The organism is Paramixta manurensis (assembly GCF_013285385.1).
Lineage (GTDB): Bacteria > Pseudomonadota > Gammaproteobacteria > Enterobacterales > Enterobacteriaceae > Paramixta > Paramixta manurensis.
Window position 1 is genome coordinate 1,211,848 of the sequence record NZ_CP054212.1, and the last position, 24,045, is coordinate 1,235,892.

A 24,045-nucleotide genomic window follows, 5' to 3' on the forward strand; every position below is an offset into this window, starting at 1 on the left:
CAGATGAGCGCGAAACAGTATGACACCCTTGATAATATCACCTTGATCAGGCTAGCGCAGGAGGCGCTGGCCGGTTATCCCGCCGCATTGCAGGGCGAATTACGTCTCTTGTGCCGTTCGGAAAACGCAACTTTTTTGCTGGTGGCGAACGGAAAGCGTTACGCATTACGTCTGCATCGTAGTGATTACCATCAGAAAGCGGATATTGAGAGTGAACTACTGTGGCTGGCCGCGTTACGGGATACCGGCATCCAGGTGCCTGAAGCGTTGCTGAACCGGGCGGGTGAAGCGGTACAAACGCTGCGGTTGGCTGATGGCACAGAGCGCTATGCGGTGCTGTTTCACTGGATTGAAGGGGAGATGCCGACCACGGATGTCGATCCTCGCGCTTTTCAGCAGCTTGGGCAGATTACCGCCGGTTTGCATCAACACAGCCGCCACTGGCAACGCCCTGAGCAGTTTCAGCGTATTATCTGGGATCATCAAACCATGCTCGGGCCAAACAGCCACTGGGGCAATTGGCGGGATGCACCCCATCTACGGCGTGATGATTGGGCGGTTATTGAACAAACGATTGAGCAGGTGGGGCGTGAGTTGGACGGTTATGGTAAAGCCAGCGATCGCTATGGCCTGATTCATGCCGATTTGCGCTTAACAAACCTGCTAATACACGGTGACGAAACCCGCGTGATTGATTTTGATGATTGTGGATTGGGCTGGTATCTGCACGATTTAGCGGCGGCGATCAGCTTCGTCGAACATCACCCGCGCGCCGTAGAGTGGGTGGATAACTGGATTGAGGGCTATGAACGCGTGGCGCATATTAATGAGGCGGATCGCGCAGTGTTGCCTGCTTTACTGATCCAACGTCGCATTCAACTCCTCGCGTGGGCCGGGTCGCACCAGGCCACCGAGATGGCGCAAAGCCTTGGCGAACGGTGGGCCGACCACTCGGTGCGCTTATGTCGGCGCTATCTGGAAGGGCGCGCGCTTCCGATTGGTGCATAGCCCGCACTGCGGGTGAGCTAACGCGGCTTGATATCGAGCGTCAAACCGGGTATGCCTTTTGGCGGCGGCGGTAAGTTTTTTGCGCTGCTCACTGCGCCCCACGCCTTGAGGCATAACGCTTCATCACCCATGGTGCGCAGCACACTGTATCGATGATTGGCGTTGTACTGTACCTGGAGCGTACAACGGCGCCCTTTATATTGCCCGGCGTCGTAAAAGTTGCGTTCAATGCCGTACTGCATCTGGTGGACATAAACACATCGCTCCCGTTGCGAGGTGGGGGCGGCGGTGCAGCTCTCTTCTGCCATCTTCGCCAGTTCCGCAGCCGTAGGCGTGTGGGGATGTTGCGCCTGGCAACCCGTGAGTAGCAGTGCTAACCCACCGATGATCCCGGTTTGATGTGTGCTCCTTTTTTTGCCTGACGTCATGATGCAACCTTTTCTCCACCTCTTTGCCGGCACAGTTTAACCGGTTAAGCGCCAGGCGGCAGCGTATTCGTCCGTTCTGAGCGGATTTACAGAATTTCCCTGGCGGATAACTCAGTGGGGGATTCCAGCTTGCTGTAACCGAGACCGTTCATTTTACGCACTTTAATCTGTACCGGGATGCGCTCCTTCATCGCCTCGACATGGCTAATCACCCCAATGGTTTTGCCGCTGGCATTAAGCGCATCAAGCGCATCGAGCGCGGTATCTAGCGTGTCGGCATCCAGCGTGCCAAAGCCCTCATCAAGGAACAGGGATTCAATGCGCGTCTTGTGGCTGACCAGGTCCGACAACGCTAACGCCAGCGCCAGGCTGACCAAAAAACTCTCGCCGCCGGAGAGGGTACGCGTATCGCGCGTAGCGTCGGCTTGCCAGGTATCAACCACCTGCAACTCTAATGCTTCCTGCGTTTTGCGTTGTAACAAGTAGCGGCCGTGTAGGCGCGCCAACTGATTATTCGCCAGCCAGACTAAGTGGTCGAGCGTTAATCCCTGGGCAAATTTGCGGAACTTATCGCCGGTAGCAGAGCCAATCAGATGGTTAAGATACCCCCACTCTTCTGTGCGCTCTTCGCTGGCGACAATTTGCTGTAACAGGCTCTGCTGTTGCTGCCGACGTTCGCTGTCGCTATCAAGCTGTTGCCGTACTTGCCCCTGCTGTTGCGCATTTTCACGCACCTGCTGGCGCAGCGTTTCCGCCTGCGCCGCAAGTTGAGACGCTTCCTGGTTTAAGGCCACCGGGCGCTGCGCCAGATGCTGTTGCAAAGCGCTGGCTATTTGCGCTTTCACCGTTTCGGCTTGGTGCAGATGTTGTTCCCGCGCGCGCTGTTCGCTTTTTAAACGTTGGCTCTCTTCTTCGCTGAGAAGCGCCGCCAGCAGGGCGTTTTCATCGGCGAAAGCGCTGTGTTCTAACGCCGCAGCTAACTGTTGTTGAGCTTCGGTTGCCTTTTTTTGGCGGGCACGTAGCTGTTCATTAAGTGATTTATGCTGCCCGGTCAGAGTATTTATCTGGTTTTGCGCCGCTTGCCACTGCTGCTGTATTGCCAGATAACTCGCTTCCGCCCGCTCAGTTTGTTGTTGTAGATGTTGACGAACCTCAGCCAGCGATTGGTCACCCATCAATTGTTGCCGTTGCGCTTGCAACGCCTGCTGCTGTTGCTGCGCATTTGCCAACGTTTTTTCGGTTTCAGCCATGCGGGGCAGGGCGGCGGCCGATTCGCTCTCCAGCGCGTCTTGCTTACTTTGAAGCGCCGCTAACTGTGGCGTAAGTTTAGCAAGCGCTTGCTCACTCTCTTGCCACTGCCGCCATTCTGCCTGACGGGCCTGTAGCCAGCTATCCAGCTCCTCGCTTTGCGGCAAAACAAGCTGATGCCGGGCTAACTCCTGGCTCAGCGTTTCACGCAGTTGCTGCGAGCGGGCAACGTCACTCTGATATTGCTGTTTTACGGTTTCAAGCGACTGTTGCACGTTTTCCTGTTGTTGACGCGCGAGTTGGGCGGCCTGTTGTTGTTTTTGCACCGCTTGCTGATGTTCATTCAGCGCCGCTTTGGCCTGTTGGCTGGCGCGTAGGGCGGCGTCATGCTGTTGCAACAGGGCCTGTGTTTCGCGTTCTTGTTGCTCTTGCTGTTGTAGCCAAAGCTCCAATTCCTCCTGCTGTTGCGGCGCTAAGTCTAACGCTAACGCGCTGGCGGCTTCCTGCCATTGTGCTTCCAGTTTGGCTTGCTCATCGGCCAGGGTTTGCAGCTCTTGCCGGGCTTGTTCACTGTGCGCCTGAAAGGTTTTTAGTTGTTCTGCGCTGGTGATGCCCTGTAGACGCAGGGCATCTTCTTGCTGGCGCAGTTGTTCAAGCCGCTGCTGGTTTTCTGACACGGTAACGGCCTGATACTCAGCAATAGCGGGATGCTCGGTTGAGCCGCACAGAGGACAGGGTTGGCCGGTTTCAAGCCGCGCGCGTTCCTGTTCCAGAGTGACGATACGTTGTTCCAGCTCTACACGCTTTTCGAGATCCACCCGATGTTGGTGCCTCTCGCGCCAACTTTGGCGTTGCGCGTCCAACTGCTGCTGCCGTTGCTGGCTATGGCGTAGCGATTCAGCACGGCTGGCGTGTAGTTTTTGTTGCTGTTGGCTCAGTCGATGATAATGCGGAGCGATTAAGGCCAAACGTTGGCGCAGCGGGCGCTGCTGCGTCAAACGTTCGAGAAGAGCGCGAAGCTGTGCTTCGGGCTGCCGTTGTTGTAAATCAGTAAGCGTTTGCTCCGCCTGTAGCCAGTGCTGCTGTGCGCTATCTTGTTGAGACTGCAACGGCACCAGACCTTCGGCGATCTGTTTCACCGCCTGCGCCTGTTGCGCTAGCTGCTCAACAAGCTGCTTTTCTTTTTGTTGTTGTACAGTAAGCGCTTGCTCGCTTTGCTGTAGCCAGCTAAACCGCTCCTGCCAAAGCCGTAATGACTCGCCCCACTGCGCAACCGTCGCGTGCTGCTGACGCCAGTGTTGGTGGGTTTGCATTTGTTGCTCCACCGCGGCGATGTCACTTTGTTGCTGCAACCGGGTGGTTTGCTGTTGTTGCTGTACTCGCTGTTGCTCTTGCCGGGTTTGTTCCAGCCCGGTAATTTGCTGGTGCAACGTAGCGAGATGTTGCTCAAGCGGAATGACGGTTTCGGCGATCAACGTTTCCTGCTGCTGGCGATGTTGGGCGGTTTGCAAGCGTTCGCTTTCCGCTTGTGCCTGGCGTTCGGCGAGCGCCGCCAGTTCTGACTGCCGTAGCGTGAGCTGTGCATTAAGTTGTTGCCGTTGCTGTTCAACCTGTGCAAGTTCTTGTTGGTAGTGCTGGCAGGCTTGCCACTGCGGGCGCAATTTTTCTGCCGGCTCAGCGCGCGCCAGTTTTTCATGATCGTCCTTCGCCAGGCGCCAGGCGCTATCGGCTTGTTGCCATGCCTGCTCCGCCTGCTGTTGATCCTGCAGAATTTTTTGCCACTGGGTGAGCCATTGTTGCTGCCGCTGGGCTTCCGCTAACGATTGTGTAAGCGCTTGCTCTTCTGCGCTCAGGGCGTCGATTTTTTGTTGTAATCCGTGGCGAGTCTCTTCGTCCAGGAGCGCCATCCCGGCGGCTTGTGCGCGTAAATTATCCAGCGTAATACGGCTGGCTTTATGTTGCTCAAACACCTCGGCTGAGAGACGGCCATAAATCTCCGTTCCGGTTAGCTCTTCCAGCAATGCCGCGCGTTCCCCGGCGTCTGCATTCAAAAACGCGGCAAATTGCCCCTGAGACAGCATCATTGATTTGGTGAAGCGCTCAAAATCAAGGCCGGTGAGGGCCGCCAACATTTCCAGCTTATCCTTCACTTTATCGGCCACAATCACGTTGTCTGCGCAACGCGCCAGCTCAACGCGCGGCGCCTGCAGATTACCGTCAATAGCGCCGCGGGCGCGATTTTGGCTCCAAAACGCGCGCCAGGCTTGCCCCTTAATCTCAAACTCAACTTCCGCCAGACACTCCGCGGTATCACGCGTGATCAACTCATTTTGCGTTTGTGAGATCTTCCCGAGGCGCGATGTCTCGTGATAGAGCGCCAGACAAATGGCGTCAAGAATCGTGGTCTTCCCCGCGCCGGTCGGCCCGGTAATGGCAAACAAGCCATTACTGGCGAAGGGCTCGGCGGTAAAATCGATTTTCCACTCACCTTTCAGCGAGTTGAGGTTTTTAAAACGCAGCGTCAGAATCTTCATGCCTGTTCCTTATGCTGAAGGGCTTCTCGTGTTTCGGCGAAAAGCTGCCGCGCGCGCTGCTGGCGGCCGCTGTCTTCCTCGCTTTCCTGCAGTAAGCGCCGTTCAAACACCTCTTCCACGCTAAGTTCGCTCAGGGTTTCGTTATGCTGTTGTGCAAGGGTTCTTTCACGCTGTTCCCGGCTGCGGCGAACTAACAGCACCTCTACCGGTAACGTTTCAGTAAGGCTCTGGATCCGGCGTTGCAGATCGTTCAGGTATTCTGGCGTAGCAATTTCAATATCCAGCCAAACCGGTTTCTCTGGCTGCTGGCCGGCAAATTGACCGAGCTGATGCTCAATATCCGCCAGTGAACCTTTTAGCATTTGCATCGGCTGGAACAGTGGGACGGCAAGCGGCTCGACACGCGCCAGTTGCGCTTGCGCAAACTCCACCAGAAAAACGCTTTTCTGCTTGCCCAACTCGTCAAAACTCAGCGGGATAGGAGAGCCGCTGTAACGAATATGCTCGCTATTGGCAATGCATTGCGCGCGGTGGATATGGCCCAGCGCAATATACTCCGCCGGAGGGAAAGCTTGCGCCGGAAAAGCATCCAGCGTACCGATATAGATGTCACGCACTGCGTCGCTTTTGGTGACGCCGACCGTCGTCAAATGCCCGGTCGCAACGATCGGTAGCGGCAGGCCGAGCGTTTCGCGCAGGCGTACTGCCTGTTGGTAACAACGCTGATAATGGTCGGTAATCGCCTCCAGCAGGCTTTGCTGTTTTTCTCTGCCGGATTGCCCGGCCCGGCTACGCACAATATCGCGCGGACGTAAGAACGGAATCGCACAGAGTAGCGCGCCGGGGTTGCCCTCGCGATCTTTCAGCACCAGAACCTGTTCTGCCGGATCCTCACTGGCGGCGGCGATAACACGGGTGTTTAGGCAGGCCAGCAACTCGCGTGACTCGTTTAAGGTGGCAACGGAATCGTGATTGCCGCCCAGCACCACTAATTGGCAGCCGGTTTGCTGCAGTTGCACGACAAAGCGATTATACAGTTCGCGCGCATAGCTGGGCGGGGCGCCGCTATCAAAAATATCGCCTGCCACCACCACCGCATCAACCTGATATTGCTCAACGCGCTCAATCAGCCAGTCAAGAAATGCCTGATGCTCCGGCGCGCGGCTCTTGGTGTAAAAAAACTGCCCCAGATGCCAGTCTGAAGTATGGATGATTCGCATATTAACCCCGGCTTACGTAGCGTGCGTTGCCGATTATAACCAGCGCCGCGAAAAAGGGGCGGATAAATACCTCGGGAGGTTTCACAAAAGTGTTATGTAACGGTATGTTGACCCGTGCATTTTTCATAAATCTGTCATAAAACTGACGCATAATGGCGCCGCAAATCCCCGTGACAACCCGGTCACATCACAGGAGCAATAATGGCTAAGCGCATTCTGGTCGTCGAAGATGAAGCCCCAATTCGGGAAATGTTGTGTTTCGTTCTGGAGCAAAATGATTACCAGCCAATCGAAGCGGAAGATTATGACAGCGCCATCAATTTGCTGATTGAACCCTGGCCCGATTTGATCTTACTCGACTGGATGTTGCCCGGCGGCAGCGGCATCCAGTTTATTAAACATTTAAAACGTGAAGCGATGACGCGTGATATTCCGGTGATGATGATTACCGCGCGTGGTGAAGAGGAAGATCGCGTGCGCGGGCTAGAAGTCGGCGCCGATGATTACATTACCAAGCCATTTTCACCGAAAGAGTTGGTGGCGCGCATTAAAGCGGTGATGCGCCGGATCTCGCCAATGGCGGTAGAAGAGGTGATTGAGATGCAGGGCTTAAGTCTTGATCCTTCCTCACACCGGGTAATGTCGGCCACTACGCCACTGGAAATGGGGCCAACCGAGTACAAGCTGTTGCACTTTTTTATGACCCATCCCGAGCGCGTTTATAGCCGAGAACAGTTGCTAAATCACGTTTGGGGAACCAATGTCTATGTAGAAGATCGCACGGTTGACGTGCATATTCGCCGCTTGCGTAAAGCTCTGGAAGTGTCCGGGCACGATCGCATGGTGCAAACGGTGCGCGGAACGGGGTATCGTTTTTCCGCTCGCTACTAATTGGGGTCTGACTCGTGCTGGAACGCCTCTCCTGGAAGAGATTATTGCTGGAGCTAGTGTTGGCCTGTTTGCCAGCGTTGGCTATTGGGCTGGCCGTCGGCTATTTGCCCTGGCTGTTGTTGATATCGGTACTGGGGGTTTTAGGCTGGCATTTTTGGAATTTATTGCGTTTATCGCACTGGTTATGGGTGGATCGCACCATGACGCCGCCCGGCGGGCGTGGAAGCTGGGAGCCGCTGTTTTACGGTTTGTACCAAATGCAGTTACGCAATCGCCGCCGCCGCAGCGAACTGAGAAGTCTGATCATGCGTTTTCGCAGCGGCGCGGAGTCCTTACCGGATGCCGTGATTTTGACCACAGAGGAAGGCAATATTTTCTGGTGTAACGGCCTGGCACAGCAGCACTTGGGGCTACGCTGGCCGGAAGATAACGGCCAGAATATCCTTAACTTAATGCGTTATCCTGAGTTTTCCCGCTATTTACGTCAGCGTGATTTTGCCCGCCCGTTAACCTTAGTGGTGAACCACCACCGCCATTTGGAATTTCGCGTCATGCCTTACAGTGAGGGGCAATGGCTAATGGTGGCGCGTGATGTTACGCAAATGCATCAGTTAGAAGGCGCACGGCGTAACTTTTTTGCCAACGTTAGCCATGAGCTGCGTACGCCATTGACGGTATTACAAGGTTATCTGGAAATGATGAATGATGCGGTGCTGGAAGGGCGCGCCCGTGCGAAAGCGTTGCAGACCATGCAGGAACAAACGCGGCGTATGGATAGCCTGGTCGGGCAACTGCTCACTTTATCGCGTATAGAAGCGGCGCCAGCTATCGACCTGTCGGAAACCGTTGATGTGCCTGCCATGCTGCGGGTTTTACAGCGTGAAGCGGAAACGCTCAGTAATGGGCGGCATACGATTCATTTTAATACTGATCCGCATTTGCGGGTGTTTGGTAATGAAGAACAGCTACGCAGCGCTATTTCCAACTTGGTGTATAACGCAGTAAACCATACGCCGGAGGGCACCGATATTGAGATTAGTTGGTTGCGTAACGCACAAGGCGCGCGGTTTTGTGTGAAAGATAATGGCCCCGGGATTGCCGCTGAGCATTTGCCGCGTTTAACCGAGCGTTTTTATCGCGTAGATAAAGCGCGCTCGCGGGCAACCGGCGGCAGCGGGCTGGGGCTGGCAATTGTTAAACATGCGCTGAGCCACCACAACGCGCGGTTGGATATTGTGAGCGTGCCGCAGCAGGAAACCTGCTTTACCTTCACGCTCGGCCCGCGGTTGATTGTTCACCCCGGATTGCCGGAGAATACCCGGCGGTGACTATCGACGAGCATAAGCGATGAAAGCGATTATTCTGCTAGCGGCGTTGCTGCTGACTGGCGCAGCGCAGGCGGCGGAAAGCGGCCTAACCGGTAACCTAACCAGCGTCGGTTCAGATACGCTGGGGAATTTGATGACGTTGTGGGGAGAGAGCTTTAACCGGCACTATCCGGGCGTGAACGTACAAATTCAGGCGGCCGGTTCATCAACTGCGCCGACGGCGCTGGCGGCGGGCGCGGCGCAACTTGGCGCGATGAGCCGCCCGATGCAGGCTTCGGAGCGCCAGTTGTTTATCGCGAAATATGGTTATCCGCCATTAGCGGTGCCGGTGGCGATGGATGCGCTGGTGATGGTGGTCAATCAAGATAATCCCATTAAACAGCTCGATGCGGCGCAACTGGATGCCTTGTTCTCTGTCACTCGGCTGTGTGGCGCGAGCGCTACGCCGAAAACGTGGGGCGATCTCGGTTTAACACAGACCCACTGGCGTGCGCGCGGTATCCAGCGTTTTGGTCGTAATTCCGCGTCTGGCACCTGGGGGTTCTTCAAACAGCAGGCGTTGTGCGGCGGGGATTTCCGGCATGATGTGGATGAATATCCCGGCGCGGCGGCGGTAGTGCAGGCGGTGGCCGGTACGCTAAACGGTATTGGCTACACCAGCCTGGGGTTCCACTCCAGCGGCGTTAAAATTGTGCCGGTTGCGCAGCGCGGCGCGGCGGCAATTCAACCCGACGCCGAGACCATCCGTAATGGCCGTTATCCTTATGCGCGCCCGCTATATATCTATGTGAATAAAGCGCCGGGGAAACCGCTGGAGCCTCTGACAGCGGCTTTCTTGCGCCAGGTTCTTTCCCCGGAAGGGCAGGCATTAGTGAACCGGGTCGGATATTTACCCCTGTCAACGCCACAGGCCGCGCAAGCGATGAAATTGCTCACCCAGCGCGATCCGTTATCAAAATAACGCACGCTGCATTCCATGAGGTGGAGAAAATAGCATCAAACTGAGCAGAAAAAATACAACGCATATCCCGCACTTTTTCTAAACCATGGCGAGTTTGACTGGCTTTAAGATTTTATTCGATATATCACTCTGGTTTTCCGATCCCGTGTTGCCTTTCTTCGCTATAAACGTTTAACTTAGCGCCGTCGTCGCACAATTGCTCTGCGAATAGAAGAAAACAAATTTAAAACATCTGCATAACAGACTGGCAGCAGACAAATAACACTACGGATGGTTGAATCTGCCGCGCTTTTGCGTGACGGGATGCTGACGCGTTTAAACACCATTTTCATTACAACATCAGTCACAGGTTACCTGGTTTTTATGACACACCGCTTAACTCCAAAAGATATCCTCGCGCTAGGATTTATGACCTTCGCCCTGTTTGTCGGCGCGGGTAATATTATTTTTCCACCAATGGTGGGGATCCAATCCGGTGAACATGTTTGGGTCGCCGCGCTAGGTTTCCTGATCACCGCTGTAGGCTTACCGGTAATGACTGTCATTGCTTTGGCGCGCGTGGGTGGGGGAATCGATGCATTAAGTTCGCCTATCGGCAAAGCGGCGGGGCTATTATTGGCAACCGTGTGCTACCTGGCGGTTGGGCCACTGTTTGCCACTCCGCGTACCGCCACCGTCTCTTTTGAGGTCGGGATTGCGCCGATAGCCGGTGATGGCGCGATGCCACTGGTTATTTACAGCCTGATCTATTTCGCGTTGGTCATTGGTATTTCGCTTTATCCGGGCAAATTGCTGGATACCGTGGGGCACGTATTGGCGCCGTTGAAGATTGTGGCGCTGACGGTGCTTGGCGTGGCGGCGGTGCTGTGGCCTGCGGGCGGAACCATTCCGGCGACCGATGCCTATCAGCAGGCGGCGTTTTCCGGTGGGTTCGTGAATGGTTATTTAACCATGGATACCTTAGGTGCCATGGTATTTGGCATTGTGATTGTTAATGCTGCACGCTCACGCGGTGTGAGCGATGCCCGGCTGTTAACGCGTTATACCGTGTTGGCTGGCCTAATTGCTGGCTGCGGCCTGGCGCTGGTTTATCTCAGCTTGTTTAAGCTTGGGTCTGGCAGTGGCACGCTGGTGGATCAAAATGTTAATGGCGCGGCAATCCTGCATGCCTATGTACAGCAAACCTTTGGCGGCATGGGCAGCGTCTTTCTTGCTGCGCTGATTTTTGTTGCCTGTATGGTGACAGCAGTGGGCTTGACCTGTGCTTGCGCGGAATTCTTCGAACAGTATTTACCGCTGTCATATCGTAGCCTGGTGTTTATCTTAGGTCTGTTCTCCATGGTGGTTTCCAACCTCGGGCTGAGCCACTTAATTCAGATTTCGATTCCGGTACTGACGGCGATATATCCACCTTGTATTGTGTTGGTGGTGCTGAGCTTTACCTTAAGCTGGTGGAATAAAGGCGCCTGGATCGTCGCGCCCACTATGCTGATCAGCCTGTTGTTCGGGATCATTGATGCGGTTAAAACCACCAATTTTAGTGCGCTGCTGCCCTCCTTTACTCAGCACTTGCCGTTGGCAGAGCAGGGGTTGGCATGGCTGCCGCCGTCGTTGGCAATGCTGGTTGTCGCGGGGGTTTATGATCGGGTATTAGGGCGGCAACGCGTCACAGCGCACCAGTAACTGAATTGAATCATCACTAACCACGGGGTCACCCGTGGTTTTTTTCGTTTGTAAGGTAATACGTGGTTATGAAAAAAAACAACACGCTTAAACGTGGACTAAGCACGCGCCATATCCGCTTTATGGCATTAGGGTCGGCCATTGGTACCGGGTTGTTCTATGGTTCCGCTGATGCGATTAAGATGGCCGGTCCCAGCGTGCTGTTGGCATATATTATTGGCGGCGCGGTCGCCTATATTATTATGCGGGCGTTGGGTGAGATGTCGGTCAATAACCCGCAAGCCAGCTCCTTCTCGCGCTATGCTCAGGACTACTTAGGTCCATTGGCAGGGTATATCACTGGCTGGACCTATTGCTTCGAAATCCTGATTGTGGCAATTGCCGACGTGACGGCATTTGGTATCTATATGGGGGTGTGGTTCCCGGCGGTACCGCACTGGATTTGGGTACTGAGCGTGGTGTTGATCATCGGCGGCATCAATCTACTGAGCGTGAAAGTGTTTGGTGAGGTTGAGTTTTGGTTCTCCTTTTTCAAAGTTGCCACCATCATTGTGATGATTATTGCCGGTTTCGGCATTATTTTTTGGGGCATTGGAAACGGCGGTCAGCCAACCGGTATTCATAATTTGTGGAGTAATGGCGGCTTCTTCGCTCATGGCGTTGTGGGGATGCTGTTGTCGCTACAAATGGTGATGTTTGCTTATGGCGGAATTGAGATTATCGGTATTACCGCCGGAGAAGCGGAAGAGCCGGCAAAATCGATCCCGCGGGCGATTAATTCGGTTCCGTTACGTATTCTGGTGTTCTATGTCGGCACTCTGTTTGTGATTATGTCTATTTATCCGTGGAATCAAGTAGGCACGGCAGGTAGCCCATTTGTATTGACGTTTCAGCACTTAGGAATTGCTGCCGCGGCCTCGCTACTCAATTTCGTGGTGATTACCGCTTCGCTGTCGGCCATCAATAGCGATGTATTTGGCGTTGGGCGTATGCTGCACGGAATGGCGGAGCAGGGCCATGCGCCGAAAATGTTTATGAAGGTCTCGGAGCGCGGCATTCCATGGGTGACGGTGTTGGTGATGATGCTGGCAATGTTGGTCGCGGTGTGGTTGAACTACCTGATGCCGGAGAAAGTATTCCTGGTTATCGCGTCGCTGGCGACATTCGCGACCGTTTGGGTGTGGATCATGATTCTGGCTTCTCAGGTAGCGTTTCGCTGCAAACTGAGTAAAGCAGAAGCGAAGGCGCTACAGTTTTCGCTGCCTGGTGGCATTTTTACGGCGGTGTTAGGCATCCTCTTTCTGGTGTTTATCATCGGCTTGATCGGTTACTTCCCGGATACGCGCACCTCGCTATACGTGGGCTGTATTTGGATTGTGTTGTTGGTGGCAGGTTATGCATGGCAGCACCGCCGGAAGCGGGCTGCTGCATAAACACGACAAAAAGGCGGATAACAGGTTGTTATTCGCCAGCCAGATTAAGACGCCTCGTTTAGCTGCGCCAGGCGCAGATTACGTAGATCGTTACCGGTTGGTGTTTGGTGCACGCGCAACCCAAATGCCGGCAGGACAGCGTAAATATGATCAAAAATATCCGATTGAATGCTTTCGTACTCCAGCCACACGGTAGTATTGGTAAACACATAGATTTCAATCGGCAACCCGTCAGAACCCGGCGCGAGCTGGCGTACCATCAACGTCATACCTTTGTGCGTGCGCGGATGCGCTTTCAGCCAGGCTTCGAGCCAGGCGCGGAAGGTGCCAATATTGGTTAAGTGACGGCCATTCAGCGGCGTGCTGAGATCGCTACTTAATTGCGCATTCCAGGCCGCGATTTCTTGCGATTTTTCTTCAATATACGGCGTCAGCAACTGCGCACGTTTCAATTCCGCTAAATCCGCATCCTGTAAAAAATGGATACTGGTGGTATCAATATTAATACTGCGTTTAATGCGCCGCCCGCCAGATTCCGACATTGCCCGCCAGTTTTTAAACGAGTCAGAAATCAGCGCATAGGTCGGAATGGTGGTGACGGTATTATCCCAGTTACGTACTTTTACCGTGGTAAGCCCAATATCAATTACCGCGCCATCGGCACCATATTTCGGCATATCCAGCCAGTCGTTTAACTTAAGCATATTGTTGGCCGACAACTGAATGCCTGCCACCAGCCCGAGGATCGGATCTTTGAATACCAGCATCAACACCGCGGTCATAGCGCCCAGACCGGTAATTAACACCAGTGGCGATTTACCGAGTAGCACTGAAACGATCATGATAATGACAAAGATGGCAGCGATAAGTTTCAGGCTTTGAAAGATGCCGCGCAGCGGTAGCTGTTGGGCGGTTACGCTGCGCGCGCTCAGTTCCAGTAGTACGTCCAGTACCGAGAAGAACATTAACAGCGCAAACAGCATGATCCAGACTTGCGCGACAACAACCAGCGCCGTATGGAGCGGCGCGCTATCCTGAAGAAACAGTTCGACTTCGATTTTAAACAGGATACCCTGAACTAATAGCGCGAAACGGCTAAATAATTTATTGATAGATAAAGAGTTAGCCCATTGTCGGGGAGAATGCTCTCCGCGGCGACGTAGCAACGGAAGTACGATGTGATGCAGAACGACGTGAATAATTAACGAAATAAATAAGATAATGCCAAGTAAAATCAGTACGGCGATGCTATCGGCATAAGGGAGATTAAAGGCATGTAACCACTGAGTGATTTGCTGTTGCATTGCTTTTCCTTGTGTTGAAACAAAATCCATGGGGCGCAAGTGTAAAAGATTTGGCGGGCGAGGTGAAATTTTGGTTAGGGAAGATGGGTCAGTAATTTATGCGGCAATAAAAAGCCCGCCGGGCGGCGGGCTGAATAATCAAACGTCGATTACAGATTGTTGACGTTTTCAGACAGGTATTTCGCAACGCCTTCCGGAGACGCGCCCATACCTTCTTTCCCTTTTTCCCACTGTGCCGGACAAACTTCACCGTGCTCTTCGTGGAATTGCAGGGCATCAACCATACGCAGCATTTCATCAATGTTGCGGCCCAGCGGCAGATCGTTCACCACCTGGTGACGAACCACGCCGTTTGCATCGATCAGGAATGAACCGCGCAGCGCAACGCCTGCATCCGGATGTTCGATACCGTAAGCTTTCTGAATTTCACGCTTAACGTCAGCAACCATGGCGTACTGCACTTCGCCGATGCCGCCTTTATCAACCGGCGTTTTACGCCATGCGTTGTGAACGAACTCAGAATCGAAAGAAACGCCGACAACTTCAACGCCACGGTTCTTGAACTCAGCATAACGTTTGTCGAAAGCAATCAGCTCTGACGGGCAAACGAAAGTAAAGTCCATCGGCCAGAAGAACACTACGGTTGCTTTACCGGCAGTGTGTTTTTTGAAGTTGAAATTTTCAACGATTTCACCACTACCCAGTACGGCTGCGGCGGTAAAATCAGGGGCTTGACGAGTAACCAGGACCATGTTCACTCCTGTAAAGTAAAAGTGGATTTAAAATGTGACAAGACGCGTGCAGTATAAGAGCTTCGTCCGTCAGTAGACTAGCGAATAACGCCAATTAATAAGATAGCTTTCGCCTATCAAAAAATATCGATTCTCAAGACCGGTTCATACAATAACCCTTTTGGCTAAAAGGGCAAGTTCGATTTGAATTTTTGCAGGCCGTCACAATTTATTTTCCGCCGCGCGCGCCATCATTACCGGATAAAACTGCCAGAATATTTTTTCAAGTTGTTGATAATTATCGCTGAAATCCTGCCATGAATCCGCCAGCGCCGCCAGGCGAGGCCGGCGTGACGCCATCCCTTGTAACACCCTCTGCAGATAATCGGCATTGGCATAACGCTCCATCCAACGCTCATCCCATAAGTAACGGTTAAGATTTTGAAAGCGCTCTGGCGTACCGGCTAATTTGCTGACGATCACAGATTGCGCATTGGCCAAAAAAACTGGCAAGGAAATTTCCGATTGCACGCTATCCCAATGTAATGACAGGAAATGGTCCCAAACTACGTCCAGCGTAATGGGCGCGACGCGGCGTGTTGCTGGCCGGAAAAGATCGCGGGCCTGCCGCACCTCGGGCAGAGTATCCGTGTAGACATCTACGCGGCGGTGCAGGGCGATGCCTTCAGCGATGTCGGGCGACCATGCATCCCACGGATTACCGCGAACGAAGTCTGCCATTAAGTTACCGAGCAGAGAACTGTTGGCCAGCGAGGCTAAATGAAGATGAGCGAGAAAGTTCATTCGCGCAGTATAACGCTCTGCTGCGGCAAATTGTTCAGAATTGATGGATTTTCCGCTAGACTATGCCGCTTGTTTCAGAGACGACAAAGAAGTTAAGCATGCGTGTTGCCGATTTTTCCTTTGAATTACCGCCATCTTTAATTGCCCACTATCCGCAAGCCGAACGTAGCGGATGCCGCCTTTTATCGCTTAATGGCGAAAATGGCGCGCTAAGCCATGGTGTATTCACCGATATTTTGGCGCAGCTCAATCCGGGCGACCTGCTGGTGTTTAATAATACCCGAGTGATTCCGGCGCGGGTATTTGGCCGTAAAGCCAGCGGCGGGAAAATCGAGATGCTGGTTGAACGGATGCTGGATGATAAGCGCGTGTTGGCACACGTGCGCTCCTCAAAAGCGCCGAAGCCGGGCGCCGAGCTGTTGCTGGGCGAAGATGAAAGTATTCGCGCGACGATGGTCGCCCGTCACGATACGCTGTTTGAAATCGCGTTTCACGATCGGCGCTCGGTGTTGGATATTCTGGATGCGGTCGGGCATATGCCGCTGCCACCCTATATTGAACGTCCGGATGAAGAAGCGGATCGGGAGCTGTATCAAACCGTCTATAGCGAAAAACCGGGCGCGGTTGCCGCACCGACCGCCGGTTTGCATTTTGATGAGCCGTTGTTAGCCGCGCTGCGCGAAAAAGGTGTGGAAATGGCCTTTGTGACGTTGCATGTCGGCGCAGGCACTTTCCAGCCGGTGCGCGTTGACACTATTGAAGACCACATCATGCATGCTGAATATGCGGAAGTACCGCAAGATGTGGTGGATGCGGTGCTAGCCTGTAAGGCGCGCGGCAATCGAGTGATTGCGGTAGGCACCACCTCCGTACGTTCGCTGGAAAGCGCGGCGCAAACCTGTGATAACGGGCTAATTGCTCCCTTTTTCGACGATACCAAGATTTTTATCTATCCTGGTTATCACTATCAGGTCATTGATGCGCTGATCACCAATTTCCATCTGCCGGAGTCAACGTTGATTATGCTGGTATCGGCGTTTGCAGGTTATCGGCATACAATGGCTGCCTATCAGGCGGCGGTTAAAGAACAGTATCGTTTCTTTAGTTATGGCGATGCGATGTTTATTACCAAAAATCCCGCCGCGCCGGATGAGCAGCCCGGCGGCTAAGTATGCGTTTTTTTTGGGACGGATAGCTGCCGTTCCACGGCCAGGAACAACGCTATTGCTCCTGGTAATACAGTGTGAGCGCAAGCTTGCAGGGTTATTTTAACAACTCAACATCAGACTGTTTCTCTGGTGGAGGTAATGTGAAGTTTGAACTTGATACTAAAGATGGGCGCGCGCGTCGTGGCCGTCTGATTTTCGATCGTGGCGTGGTGGAAACCCCCGCGTTTATGCCAGTGGGGACTTACGGTACGGTGAAGGGAATGACGCCGGAAGAAGTCCAGGAGACCGGCGCGCAAATTATCCTCGGTAACACTTTCCATCTTTGGCTGCGTCCCGGCCAGGAAATTATGAAATTGCACGGCGATCTGCATGATTTTATGCAGTGGAAAGGGCCGATTTTGACCGATTCTGGTGGTTTCCAGGTTTTCAGCCTCGGTGATATTCGCAAAATTACCGAAGCGGGCGTACATTTCCGCAACCCAATCAACGGTGACGCCATTTTCCTCGACCCAGAAAAATCGATGGAGATTCAGTACGATCTCGGCTCCGATATTGTGATGATCTTCGATGAGTGTACACCGTATCCTGCCGATTGGGATTACGCGAAACGCTCAATGGAGATGTCGTTACGCTGGGCGAAACGTAGCCGCGAACGCTTTGATTCGCTGGGCAATCCGAATGCGCTGTTTGGCATCATCCAGGGCAGTGTTTACGAAGATTTACGCGATGTCTCGGTCAAAGGACTGGTAGAGATAGGTTTTGATGGGTACGCTGTGGGCGGCCTGGCGGTGGGCGAGCCGAAAGAGGATATGCACCGGATTTTGGAGCATGTTTGTCCGCAAATTCCTGAAGATAAGCCTCGTTACCTGATGGGCGTCGGCAAACCGGAAGATTTGGTGGAAGGCGTTCGTCGCGGTATTGATATGTTTGACTGCGTGATGCCGACCCGTAATGCGCGTAATGGCCATTTGTTCGTCACGGATGGCGTGGTGAAAATTCGTAATGCGAAGTATAAGGATGATACCTCTCCGCTGGACGCCGAGTGTGATTGTTATACCTGTCGCAATTACAGTCGCGCCTACTTGCATCATCTTGATCGTTGTAACGAAATATTGGGCGCTCGCCTTAATACTATCCATAACCTGCGTTATTACCAGCGCCTGATGGCGGGTTTACGTAAGGCTATCGAAGAGGGTAAATTAGAGCGCTTTGTTAACGAATTCTATGAACGGACGGGCAAGGCGGTTCCGCCGTTAAACGTCTGATAATTAAACAATGAGGGAAATTTGATGAGTTTTTTCATTTCTGACGCAGTGGCAGCAGCAGGCGCACCGTCGCAGTCAAGTCCTTACTCTCTGGTGATCATGCTGGTGGTATTTGGTCTGATTTTTTATTTCATGATCCTGCGTCCACAGCAAAAACGTTCGAAAGAGCATAAGAAGCTGATGGATTCTATCTCCAAAGGTGATGAAGTGCTGACGACCGGCGGGCTGGTTGGGCGCGTGACCAAAGTTGCTGAAACCGGTTATGTCACTATCGCCCTGAACGAGTCCACTGAAGTTGTGGTCAAACGTGATTTCGTGGCTGCCGTTCTGCCGAAAGGTACGATGAAGGCTCTTTAATTTTTTGTTTTCCCTAAGGGAACTGCCGTGTTAAACCGTTATCCTTTGTGGAAATACATTATGCTGATCGTCGTGATTATCGTCGGTCTGCTATATGCACTTCCCAACCTTTATGGTGAGGATCCGGCTGTTCAGGTCACTGGTGCGCGCGGAAGCGCCGCCAGTGAGCAAACGCTGGTCCAGATCCAGAATGTCCTACAAGCAGATAAAATTCAGAGCAAATCCGTTGCGCTGGAAAACGGCGCTATTCTGGCGCGTTTTGCCAATACGGATGTGCAGTTACGCGCCCGCGACTCTATTGCGAAAGCCCTTGGCGAAAATTACGTGGTGGCGCTTAACCTTGCTCCCGCGACACCAACATGGTTGAGCCTGCTGTCGGCAGAGCCGATGAAGCTGGGTCTTGACCTGCGCGGCGGCGTTCACTTCTTGATGGAAGTGGATATGGATACCGCGTTAAGTAAGCTGCAAGAGCAGAATACTGACGGGTTGCGTAGTGATTTACGCGAAAAAGGTATTGCTTATACCAACGTGCGCAAAATCGATAACTATGGCGTGGAGGTTCGTTTCCGTGACGCCGCGGCGCGCGATGCTGCCGTCAGTTATTTGACCCCGCGCCACCGTGACTTGGTGCTGAACACCAGCGGCGACAATTTGCTGCGGGTGGTCATGAGCGATGAGCGTCTGCGTGAAGCGCGCGAATATGCCGTCCAGCAGAACATTAATATCCTGCGTAACCGCGTTAACCAACTGGGTGTTGCCGAGCCTCTGGTGCAACGTCAGGGTTCTGACCGGATTGTGGTTGAATTGCCGGGGATTCAGGACACGGCGCGTGCGAAAGAAATTTTGGGCGCTACCGCGACACTGGAATTCCGTCTGGTTAATACCAGCGTTGATGCCACTTCAGCGGCAAATGGCCGTGTGCCGGGCGACTCTGAAGTAAAACAAACGCGTGAAGGCCAACCTGTGGTCCTGTATAAGCGCGTGATTTTGACCGGCGACCATATTACCGACTCTACCTCCAGTACCGATGAGTACAACCAACCGCAGGTGAACATTTCACTGGACGGCGCTGGCGGTAATATCATGTCTAATTTCACCAAGGACAATATCGGTAAGCCGATGGCGACCCTGTTTGTCGAATATAAAGACAGCGGTAAGAAGGACTCTACCGGGCGCGCTATCCTCGAGAAGCAAGAAGAGGTTATCAACGTCGCGAATATTCAGTCGCGTTTGGGTAACAGTTTCCGTATTACCGGCATTAACAATCCGAATGAAGCACGTCAGTTGTCGTTACTGCTGCGCGCCGGTGCTTTGATTGCGCCGATTCAAATTGTCGAAGAGCGTACCATCGGCCCAACCATGGGTCAGCAGAATATTACTCAAGGCCTGGAAGCGTGTTTGTGGGGCTTGGTGGTGTCAATTCTGTTTATGGTGGTTTACTACCGTAAGTTTGGCCTGATCGCGACCACCGCGCTGTTGGCAAACTTGGTGCTGATCATCGGTGTTATGTCGCTCTTGCCGGGCGCGACGCTGACCATGCCGGGGATTGCCGGTATTGTGTTGACGCTGGCGGTGGCAGTGGATGCCAACGTATTGATCAATGAACGTATCAAAGAAGAACTCAGGAATGGGCGTACTGTTCAGCAGGCGATTCATGAGGGTTATAAAGGTGCGTTCTCCAGTATCGTTGACGCCAACGTGACGACGTTGATTAAGGTTATCATCCTGTATGCAGTGGGGACCGGCTCGATTAAAGGGTTTGCGATCACTACCGCAATTGGTATTGCCACCTCAATGTTTACTGCCATCATCGGCACGCGTGCCATTGTGAACTTGTTGTACGGCGGCAAACGCATCAACAAGCTGTCTATCTGAGGAGTGCGTTGTGGCACAGCAATATAGTGTTGAACAGCTTAATCACGGCCGTAAAGTGCATGACTTTATGCGCTGGGATACGCTGGCATTTATCATCTCGGCGCTATTGATCGTGGCTTCTTTAGCGATTATGGGCGTACGCGGTTTTAACTGGGGGCTGGATTTTACCGGTGGTACGGTAATTGAAATTAACCTTGAGAAACCCGCTGAACTTGACGCATTGCGTGATGCATTGCAGAAGTCTGGGTTCGTTGAACCGCAGGTGCAAAACTTTGGCAGCAGCCGTGACATCATCGTCCGTATGCCGCCAGCGGAAGGGAACGCAGGTCAGGAATTGGGCAACAAAGTTGTCTCGGTGATCAACCAGGCCGCCAGCCAAACCGCCACCGTGAAGCGTATTGAGTTTGTCGGCCCGAGCGTGGGTAGCGATTTGGCGCAGGCTGGCGGTATGGCGTTGCTATCCGCATTGATCGCTATCTTAATCTATATCGGTATCCGCTTTGAATGGCGCCTTGCATTAGGTACCGTACTGGCACTGGCGCATGACGTGATTATTACCATGGGGATTCTCTCGCTGTTCCATATCGAGATTGATCTCACCATTATCGCCTCATTGATGTCGGTTATTGGCTATTCACTGAACGATAAAATCGTGGTGTCGGATCGTATCCGTGAGAATTTCCGCAAAATTCGTCGCGGTACGCCTTACGATATTACTAACGTTTCTCTGACCCAGACCTTAAGCCGTACCATCATTACTTCGGCAACGACGCTGGCAATGGTGTTAATACTGTTCATCTTTGGCGGGGCGTTGCTGAAAGGCTTCTCGCTGACCATGCTGATTGGTGTCACCATTGGTACCATTTCATCGATTTATGTCTCTTCAGCGCTGGCGTTGAAGTTGGGCATGAAACGTGAACATATGATCCAGCAGAAGGTAGAGAAAGAGGGCGCGGATCAACCTTCGATCATGCCGTAACGTTCTCTGATAAAAAAAGGCCACGCATTGCGTGGCCTTTTTATTACGCGTTATTTCACTGTGGTTGCAGGAGCCGCGCTATTATCCAGCGTTACGTCATGTACCCGCACATACCCTAACTGTTCCGGCGTGATACCGCTTAGCCGTAACGGCACCTCAGCATTCGCCTGCGGAACTAAAGAAGAGGGGACGCTAATCGTTTGTGACAAAGCGCTCGCCTGTAGCGGCTTGCCGCTAACCGGGTCGCGCTCGCCCCATTCGATTTCGGCGCTCAAGGCGGGCAAAGTTTTCTCACCCGCGGCGCGGATATTCAGGATGGCGCGCGTACCATTAGCCTCCGCCTCGACCTGGCTAAGCGAGAGACGCAGTTCACCTGCATTACTCTGCAATATCACCGCCGTATTGGCTGAAGGAAGCAGCCATGCGCCCTGAGCCGAATTAGCATTAAGCTGATTTTGCTGTTCAAGCACCGTCGCCTGCGTGGTTAACTGACGCATGGTTTGGTTCAGCTTATTGACTTCATTATGCAAATGGTTGACTGCCTGCGGTTGCGGCGCGCTGCTACAACCAGCCAGAAGTAAGGTTGAGAACATGCTTGCCAGCACGTATCTGGTCATCCGGTTTCTCCGCTTCCTGCTGTTGCCGATTACTGCGGAATACGCAGCATCTGACCCGGATAGATCTTATCCGGATGGGTTAACATTGGTTTATTGGCTTCAAAGATTTTGTTGTACTGATTGGGCGTTCCGTAGAACTGTTTCGAAATAGCGCTCAAGGTATCGCCTTTCTGTACCGTATAAAACTGTGCTTCCGGCTCGTTCTGCACGGCGCTAACCTTATCCTCAACTTCGGTAATGCCGGCAACATTACCGGCGGCGATGAGAATTTTTTCTTTCAACTCCTGCGAAAGACCATCGCCAGTGACGGTCACTTTGCCATCTTTCACTTCAACGTTGACTTTGTCGCTATCCGGCAGGCCCAACGTATTGATGTGTTCTTGCAGTTTCTTACTTTGATCGGCTGCGCCGCTAACGCTATCCCACAGCTTTTCACCCGCTTCTTTCACGAAATTAAACAATCCCATATAGTCTCCTCAAAATTCCTTATGTTGATATCGTGATCGCCTAAACGGCTCGGTAAGTTTAGCGCACTTTGTCCCCTTGCGGGAGCATTGAGGCTACGAATGCGCTGGCAAAGGTTTTGGTTAACAGAGACTTCGCGTTACACTGTTGCTCAATTTCGTGGAAAGCCAGGATAACCCATGCATTGCCCATTCTGTTCGGCTGTGGACACCAAAGTGATTGATTCTCGTCTGGTAGGTGAAGGTACTTCCGTTCGGCGTCGACGCCAGTGCCTGGTCTGTCATGAGCGTTTTACTACCTTTGAAGTGGCAGAGCTGGTGATGCCGCGGGTGGTGAAGAGCAATGATATTCGTGAACCTTTCAACGAAGATAAGCTGTGTAGCGGCATGATGAAGGCACTCGAAAAACGTCCGGTTAACTCGGACGATGTGGAAAATGCCATTAGTCATATTAAAACGCAGCTACGGGCAACCGGCGAGCGCGAAGTGCCCAGTAAAATGATCGGTAATCTGGTGATGGATGAGCTGAAAAAACTGGATAAAGTCGCCTATATTCGCTTTGCCTCGGTGTACCGTAGCTTTGAGGATATCCGCGAGTTTGGCGAAGAAATCGCCCGCTTACAGGACTAGATGATGCGTGATGAATTCTATATGGCGCGTGCGTTAGAGCTGGCACGGCGTGGTCAGTTCACGACTGCGCCTAACCCGAATGTGGGTTGTGTCATCGTGCGGGGCGCGGAGATCGTTGGCGAAGGCTGGCATCAGCGCGCAGGTGAACCTCATGCGGAAGTTCATGCGTTGCGCATGGCGGGTGAAAAAGCCAACGGCGCAACGGCGTACGTTACGCTGGAACCCTGTAGCCATTTGGGGCGCACGCCACCATGCTGTGATGCGCTGATCGCCGCTGGCGTTAGTCGCGTGGTTGCCGCGATGCAGGATCCGAACCCTGAGGTAGCGGGGCGCGGCCTTTATCGCCTGAAACAGGCCGGTATTGAGGTCAGCCATGGGCTGATGATGTCGGAGGCGGAGGCGCTCAATCGCGGCTTTCTGAAACGCATGCGTACCGGTTTCCCTTTTGTGCAGCTAAAATTAGGCGCATCGCTGGATGGGCGAACCGCCATGGCGAGCGGAGAGAGCCAGTGGATCACTTCTGTGCAAGCGCGCCAGGATGTCCAGCGCTTTCGCGCCCGTAGCGCGGCGATTCTGAGCACCAGCGCGACGGTGCTGGCGGATAATCCTTCGCTGACCGTGCGTGAGGAGGAGCTGGATAGCGAGACGCGCGCCAGCTATCCGCAAGGTGAAATACGCCAGCCGGTGCGGGTTATTATTGACCGACATAACCGTGTTACGCCGCAGCAGCGTTTAATTGGGTTGCCAGGAGAAACCTGGCTGGCGCGTTGCCAGCCGGATGAGCAGCCGTGGCCTGAGAGTGTGCAACAGCTTTGCGTACCGGCTTTAGCCGACCGTCTCGACTTGGTTGCCCTGCTGATGGCGCTCGGTAAACGGCAGATTAACAGCCTGTGGGTAGAGGCCGGGGCGACGATGGCCGGTGCGTTACTCAAGGCGGGCGTGGTGGACGAGCTGGTGGTTTACCTGGCGCCCAAATTATTAGGCAACGAGGCGCGTGGTCTTTGTGCGCTACCGGGTTTGGCACATTTGGCTGATGCGCCTGACTTTATTTTTAGCGATATTCGTCAGGTTGGCCCGGATTTACGCCTAACCTTGACCCCGCGTTAAACTTCGGAA

21 protein-coding genes are annotated in these 24,045 nt (G+C 53.3%); 13 read left to right on the forward strand and 8 right to left on the reverse strand.

Annotated elements, in window-relative coordinates; all coding sequences use genetic code 11:
* Window positions 1-3: 3 nt before the first annotated feature.
* Complete coding sequence (locus tag PMPD1_RS05910; RefSeq protein ID WP_173633166.1) at window positions 4-1,008, forward strand: phosphotransferase enzyme family protein; 1,005 nt, start codon at window positions 4-6, stop codon at window positions 1,006-1,008.
* Between the two features lie 17 nt (window positions 1,009-1,025).
* Here the strand turns inward: PMPD1_RS05910 and PMPD1_RS05915 are convergent, their stop codons facing one another.
* The 3 genes from PMPD1_RS05915 to sbcD all read right to left on the reverse strand — a co-directional run bounded on the left by PMPD1_RS05915 (window position 1,026) and on the right by sbcD (window position 6,438).
* Window positions 1,026-1,436 (reverse strand): cell envelope integrity TolA C-terminal domain-containing protein, encoded by a 411-nt coding sequence (locus tag PMPD1_RS05915; RefSeq protein WP_173633167.1) that lies wholly within the window; start codon window positions 1,434-1,436, stop codon window positions 1,026-1,028.
* Window positions 1,437-1,522: 86 nt separating this feature from the next.
* Window positions 1,523-5,218, reverse strand: a complete 3,696-nt coding sequence (locus PMPD1_RS05920) for an AAA family ATPase (RefSeq protein WP_173633168.1) — start codon at window positions 5,216-5,218, stop codon at window positions 1,523-1,525.
* The gene (sbcD, locus tag PMPD1_RS05925) at window positions 5,215-6,438 is read right to left on the reverse strand and encodes an exonuclease subunit SbcD (RefSeq protein ID WP_173633169.1); all 1,224 of its coding nucleotides are present in this window, start codon (window positions 6,436-6,438) and stop codon (window positions 5,215-5,217) included. The genes PMPD1_RS05920 and sbcD overlap by 4 nt, the downstream gene beginning before the upstream one ends.
* A 201-nt stretch (window positions 6,439-6,639) precedes the next feature.
* Here sbcD and phoB point away from each other — a divergent pair, with 201 nt between their 5' ends.
* The 5 genes from phoB to proY all read left to right on the forward strand — a co-directional run bounded on the left by phoB (window position 6,640) and on the right by proY (window position 12,734).
* Window positions 6,640-7,329 (forward strand): phosphate response regulator transcription factor PhoB, encoded by a 690-nt coding sequence (gene phoB, locus PMPD1_RS05930; RefSeq protein WP_173633170.1) that lies wholly within the window; start codon window positions 6,640-6,642, stop codon window positions 7,327-7,329.
* A 14-nt stretch (window positions 7,330-7,343) separates the two neighbouring features.
* On the forward strand, window positions 7,344-8,657 hold the full coding sequence (gene phoR / locus PMPD1_RS05935; RefSeq protein WP_173633171.1) for a phosphate regulon sensor histidine kinase PhoR: 1,314 nt from the start codon (window positions 7,344-7,346) through the stop codon (window positions 8,655-8,657).
* 19 nt (window positions 8,658-8,676) lie between these two features.
* Window positions 8,677-9,618, forward strand: a complete 942-nt coding sequence (locus PMPD1_RS05940; protein WP_173633172.1) for a PstS family phosphate ABC transporter substrate-binding protein — start codon at window positions 8,677-8,679, stop codon at window positions 9,616-9,618.
* A gap of 363 nt (window positions 9,619-9,981) precedes the next feature.
* Window positions 9,982-11,301, forward strand: coding sequence for a branched-chain amino acid transport system II carrier protein (brnQ, locus tag PMPD1_RS05945; RefSeq protein WP_173633173.1), 1,320 nt, complete (start codon window positions 9,982-9,984; stop codon window positions 11,299-11,301).
* 68 nt (window positions 11,302-11,369) lie between these two features.
* Window positions 11,370-12,734, forward strand: a complete 1,365-nt coding sequence (gene proY, locus PMPD1_RS05950; protein WP_173633174.1) for a proline-specific permease ProY — start codon at window positions 11,370-11,372, stop codon at window positions 12,732-12,734.
* A gap of 44 nt (window positions 12,735-12,778) precedes the next feature.
* Here proY and PMPD1_RS05955 read toward each other — a convergent pair whose 3' ends face one another.
* The 3 genes from PMPD1_RS05955 to PMPD1_RS05965 form a co-directional block, all read right to left on the reverse strand.
* Window positions 12,779-14,038, reverse strand: coding sequence for a mechanosensitive ion channel family protein (locus PMPD1_RS05955; protein ID WP_173633175.1), 1,260 nt, complete (start codon window positions 14,036-14,038; stop codon window positions 12,779-12,781).
* Between the two features lie 149 nt (window positions 14,039-14,187).
* Window positions 14,188-14,790, reverse strand: a complete 603-nt coding sequence (locus tag PMPD1_RS05960) for a peroxiredoxin C (protein WP_173633176.1) — start codon at window positions 14,788-14,790, stop codon at window positions 14,188-14,190.
* A 201-nt stretch (window positions 14,791-14,991) separates the two neighbouring features.
* On the reverse strand, window positions 14,992-15,573 hold the full coding sequence (locus PMPD1_RS05965) for an ACP phosphodiesterase (protein ID WP_173633177.1): 582 nt from the start codon (window positions 15,571-15,573) through the stop codon (window positions 14,992-14,994).
* A gap of 98 nt (window positions 15,574-15,671) precedes the next feature.
* On the opposite strand from PMPD1_RS05965, the gene queA reads away from it, so the two are divergent.
* The 5 genes from queA to secF all read left to right on the forward strand — a co-directional run bounded on the left by queA (window position 15,672) and on the right by secF (window position 21,218).
* Entirely contained in the window at window positions 15,672-16,742 is a 1,071-nt protein-coding gene (gene queA / locus PMPD1_RS05970; RefSeq protein WP_173633178.1) for a tRNA preQ1(34) S-adenosylmethionine ribosyltransferase-isomerase QueA, read from the forward strand.
* A gap of 140 nt (window positions 16,743-16,882) precedes the next feature.
* Window positions 16,883-18,007, forward strand: coding sequence for a tRNA guanosine(34) transglycosylase Tgt (gene tgt, locus PMPD1_RS05975; protein WP_173633179.1), 1,125 nt, complete (start codon window positions 16,883-16,885; stop codon window positions 18,005-18,007).
* A 24-nt stretch (window positions 18,008-18,031) separates the two neighbouring features.
* Complete coding sequence (gene yajC / locus PMPD1_RS05980) at window positions 18,032-18,364, forward strand: preprotein translocase subunit YajC (RefSeq protein WP_173633180.1); 333 nt, start codon at window positions 18,032-18,034, stop codon at window positions 18,362-18,364.
* 27 nt (window positions 18,365-18,391) lie between these two features.
* Window positions 18,392-20,239, forward strand: a complete 1,848-nt coding sequence (secD, locus tag PMPD1_RS05985) for a protein translocase subunit SecD (protein WP_173633181.1) — start codon at window positions 18,392-18,394, stop codon at window positions 20,237-20,239.
* A gap of 10 nt (window positions 20,240-20,249) precedes the next feature.
* Window positions 20,250-21,218, forward strand: coding sequence for a protein translocase subunit SecF (gene secF / locus PMPD1_RS05990; RefSeq protein WP_173633182.1), 969 nt, complete (start codon window positions 20,250-20,252; stop codon window positions 21,216-21,218).
* Between the two features lie 50 nt (window positions 21,219-21,268).
* On the opposite strand, the gene PMPD1_RS05995 is transcribed toward secF, so the two are convergent.
* Together PMPD1_RS05995 and lysM are read right to left on the reverse strand one after the other, a co-directional pair.
* Window positions 21,269-21,835 carry a SadB/YajI family lipoprotein gene (locus tag PMPD1_RS05995; protein ID WP_173633183.1) on the reverse strand — a complete coding sequence of 189 codons (567 nt, stop codon included), beginning with the start codon at window positions 21,833-21,835 and terminating at the stop codon, window positions 21,269-21,271.
* A 29-nt stretch (window positions 21,836-21,864) separates the two neighbouring features.
* Complete coding sequence (gene lysM / locus PMPD1_RS06000) at window positions 21,865-22,302, reverse strand: peptidoglycan-binding protein LysM (protein WP_173633184.1); 438 nt, start codon at window positions 22,300-22,302, stop codon at window positions 21,865-21,867.
* A gap of 177 nt (window positions 22,303-22,479) precedes the next feature.
* On the opposite strand from lysM, the gene nrdR reads away from it, so the two are divergent.
* Together nrdR and ribD are read left to right on the forward strand one after the other, a co-directional pair.
* Window positions 22,480-22,929 carry a transcriptional regulator NrdR gene (gene nrdR / locus PMPD1_RS06005; RefSeq protein ID WP_173633185.1) on the forward strand — a complete coding sequence of 150 codons (450 nt, stop codon included), beginning with the start codon at window positions 22,480-22,482 and terminating at the stop codon, window positions 22,927-22,929.
* A 3-nt stretch (window positions 22,930-22,932) separates the two neighbouring features.
* Window positions 22,933-24,036: a bifunctional diaminohydroxyphosphoribosylaminopyrimidine deaminase/5-amino-6-(5-phosphoribosylamino)uracil reductase RibD gene (gene ribD, locus PMPD1_RS06010; protein ID WP_173636129.1), complete on the forward strand. Its 1,104-nt coding sequence runs from the start codon at window positions 22,933-22,935 to the stop codon at window positions 24,034-24,036.
* Window positions 24,037-24,045 lie beyond the last annotated feature (9 nt).

Bases quoted from the DNA above. Each gene is read 5' to 3' on its own strand.
- brnQ (WP_173633173.1), top strand. From the start codon at position 9,982: ATGACACACCGCTTAACTCCAAAAGATATCCTCGCGCTAGGATTTATG.
- yajC (WP_173633180.1), top strand. From the start codon at position 18,032: ATGAGTTTTTTCATTTCTGACGCAGTGGCAGCAGCAGGCGCACCGTCG.
- sbcD (WP_173633169.1), bottom strand. From the start codon at position 6,438: ATGCGAATCATCCATACTTCAGACTGGCATCTGGGGCAGTTTTTTTAC.
- PMPD1_RS05940 (WP_173633172.1), top strand. From the start codon at position 8,677: ATGAAAGCGATTATTCTGCTAGCGGCGTTGCTGCTGACTGGCGCAGCG.
- nrdR (WP_173633185.1), top strand. From the start codon at position 22,480: ATGCATTGCCCATTCTGTTCGGCTGTGGACACCAAAGTGATTGATTCT.
- PMPD1_RS05915 (WP_173633167.1), bottom strand. From the start codon at position 1,436: ATGACGTCAGGCAAAAAAAGGAGCACACATCAAACCGGGATCATCGGT.
- proY (WP_173633174.1), top strand. From the start codon at position 11,370: ATGAAAAAAAACAACACGCTTAAACGTGGACTAAGCACGCGCCATATC.
- PMPD1_RS05995 (WP_173633183.1), bottom strand. From the start codon at position 21,835: ATGACCAGATACGTGCTGGCAAGCATGTTCTCAACCTTACTTCTGGCT.
- PMPD1_RS05920 (WP_173633168.1), bottom strand. From the start codon at position 5,218: ATGAAGATTCTGACGCTGCGTTTTAAAAACCTCAACTCGCTGAAAGGT.
- PMPD1_RS05955 (WP_173633175.1), bottom strand. From the start codon at position 14,038: ATGCAACAGCAAATCACTCAGTGGTTACATGCCTTTAATCTCCCTTAT.
- PMPD1_RS05910 (WP_173633166.1), top strand. From the start codon at position 4: ATGAGCGCGAAACAGTATGACACCCTTGATAATATCACCTTGATCAGG.
- lysM (WP_173633184.1), bottom strand. From the start codon at position 22,302: ATGGGATTGTTTAATTTCGTGAAAGAAGCGGGTGAAAAGCTGTGGGAT.
- ribD (WP_173636129.1), top strand. From the start codon at position 22,933: ATGCGTGATGAATTCTATATGGCGCGTGCGTTAGAGCTGGCACGGCGT.
- PMPD1_RS05965 (WP_173633177.1), bottom strand. From the start codon at position 15,573: ATGAACTTTCTCGCTCATCTTCATTTAGCCTCGCTGGCCAACAGTTCT.
- phoB (WP_173633170.1), top strand. From the start codon at position 6,640: ATGGCTAAGCGCATTCTGGTCGTCGAAGATGAAGCCCCAATTCGGGAA.
- PMPD1_RS05960 (WP_173633176.1), bottom strand. From the start codon at position 14,790: ATGGTCCTGGTTACTCGTCAAGCCCCTGATTTTACCGCCGCAGCCGTA.
- queA (WP_173633178.1), top strand. From the start codon at position 15,672: ATGCGTGTTGCCGATTTTTCCTTTGAATTACCGCCATCTTTAATTGCC.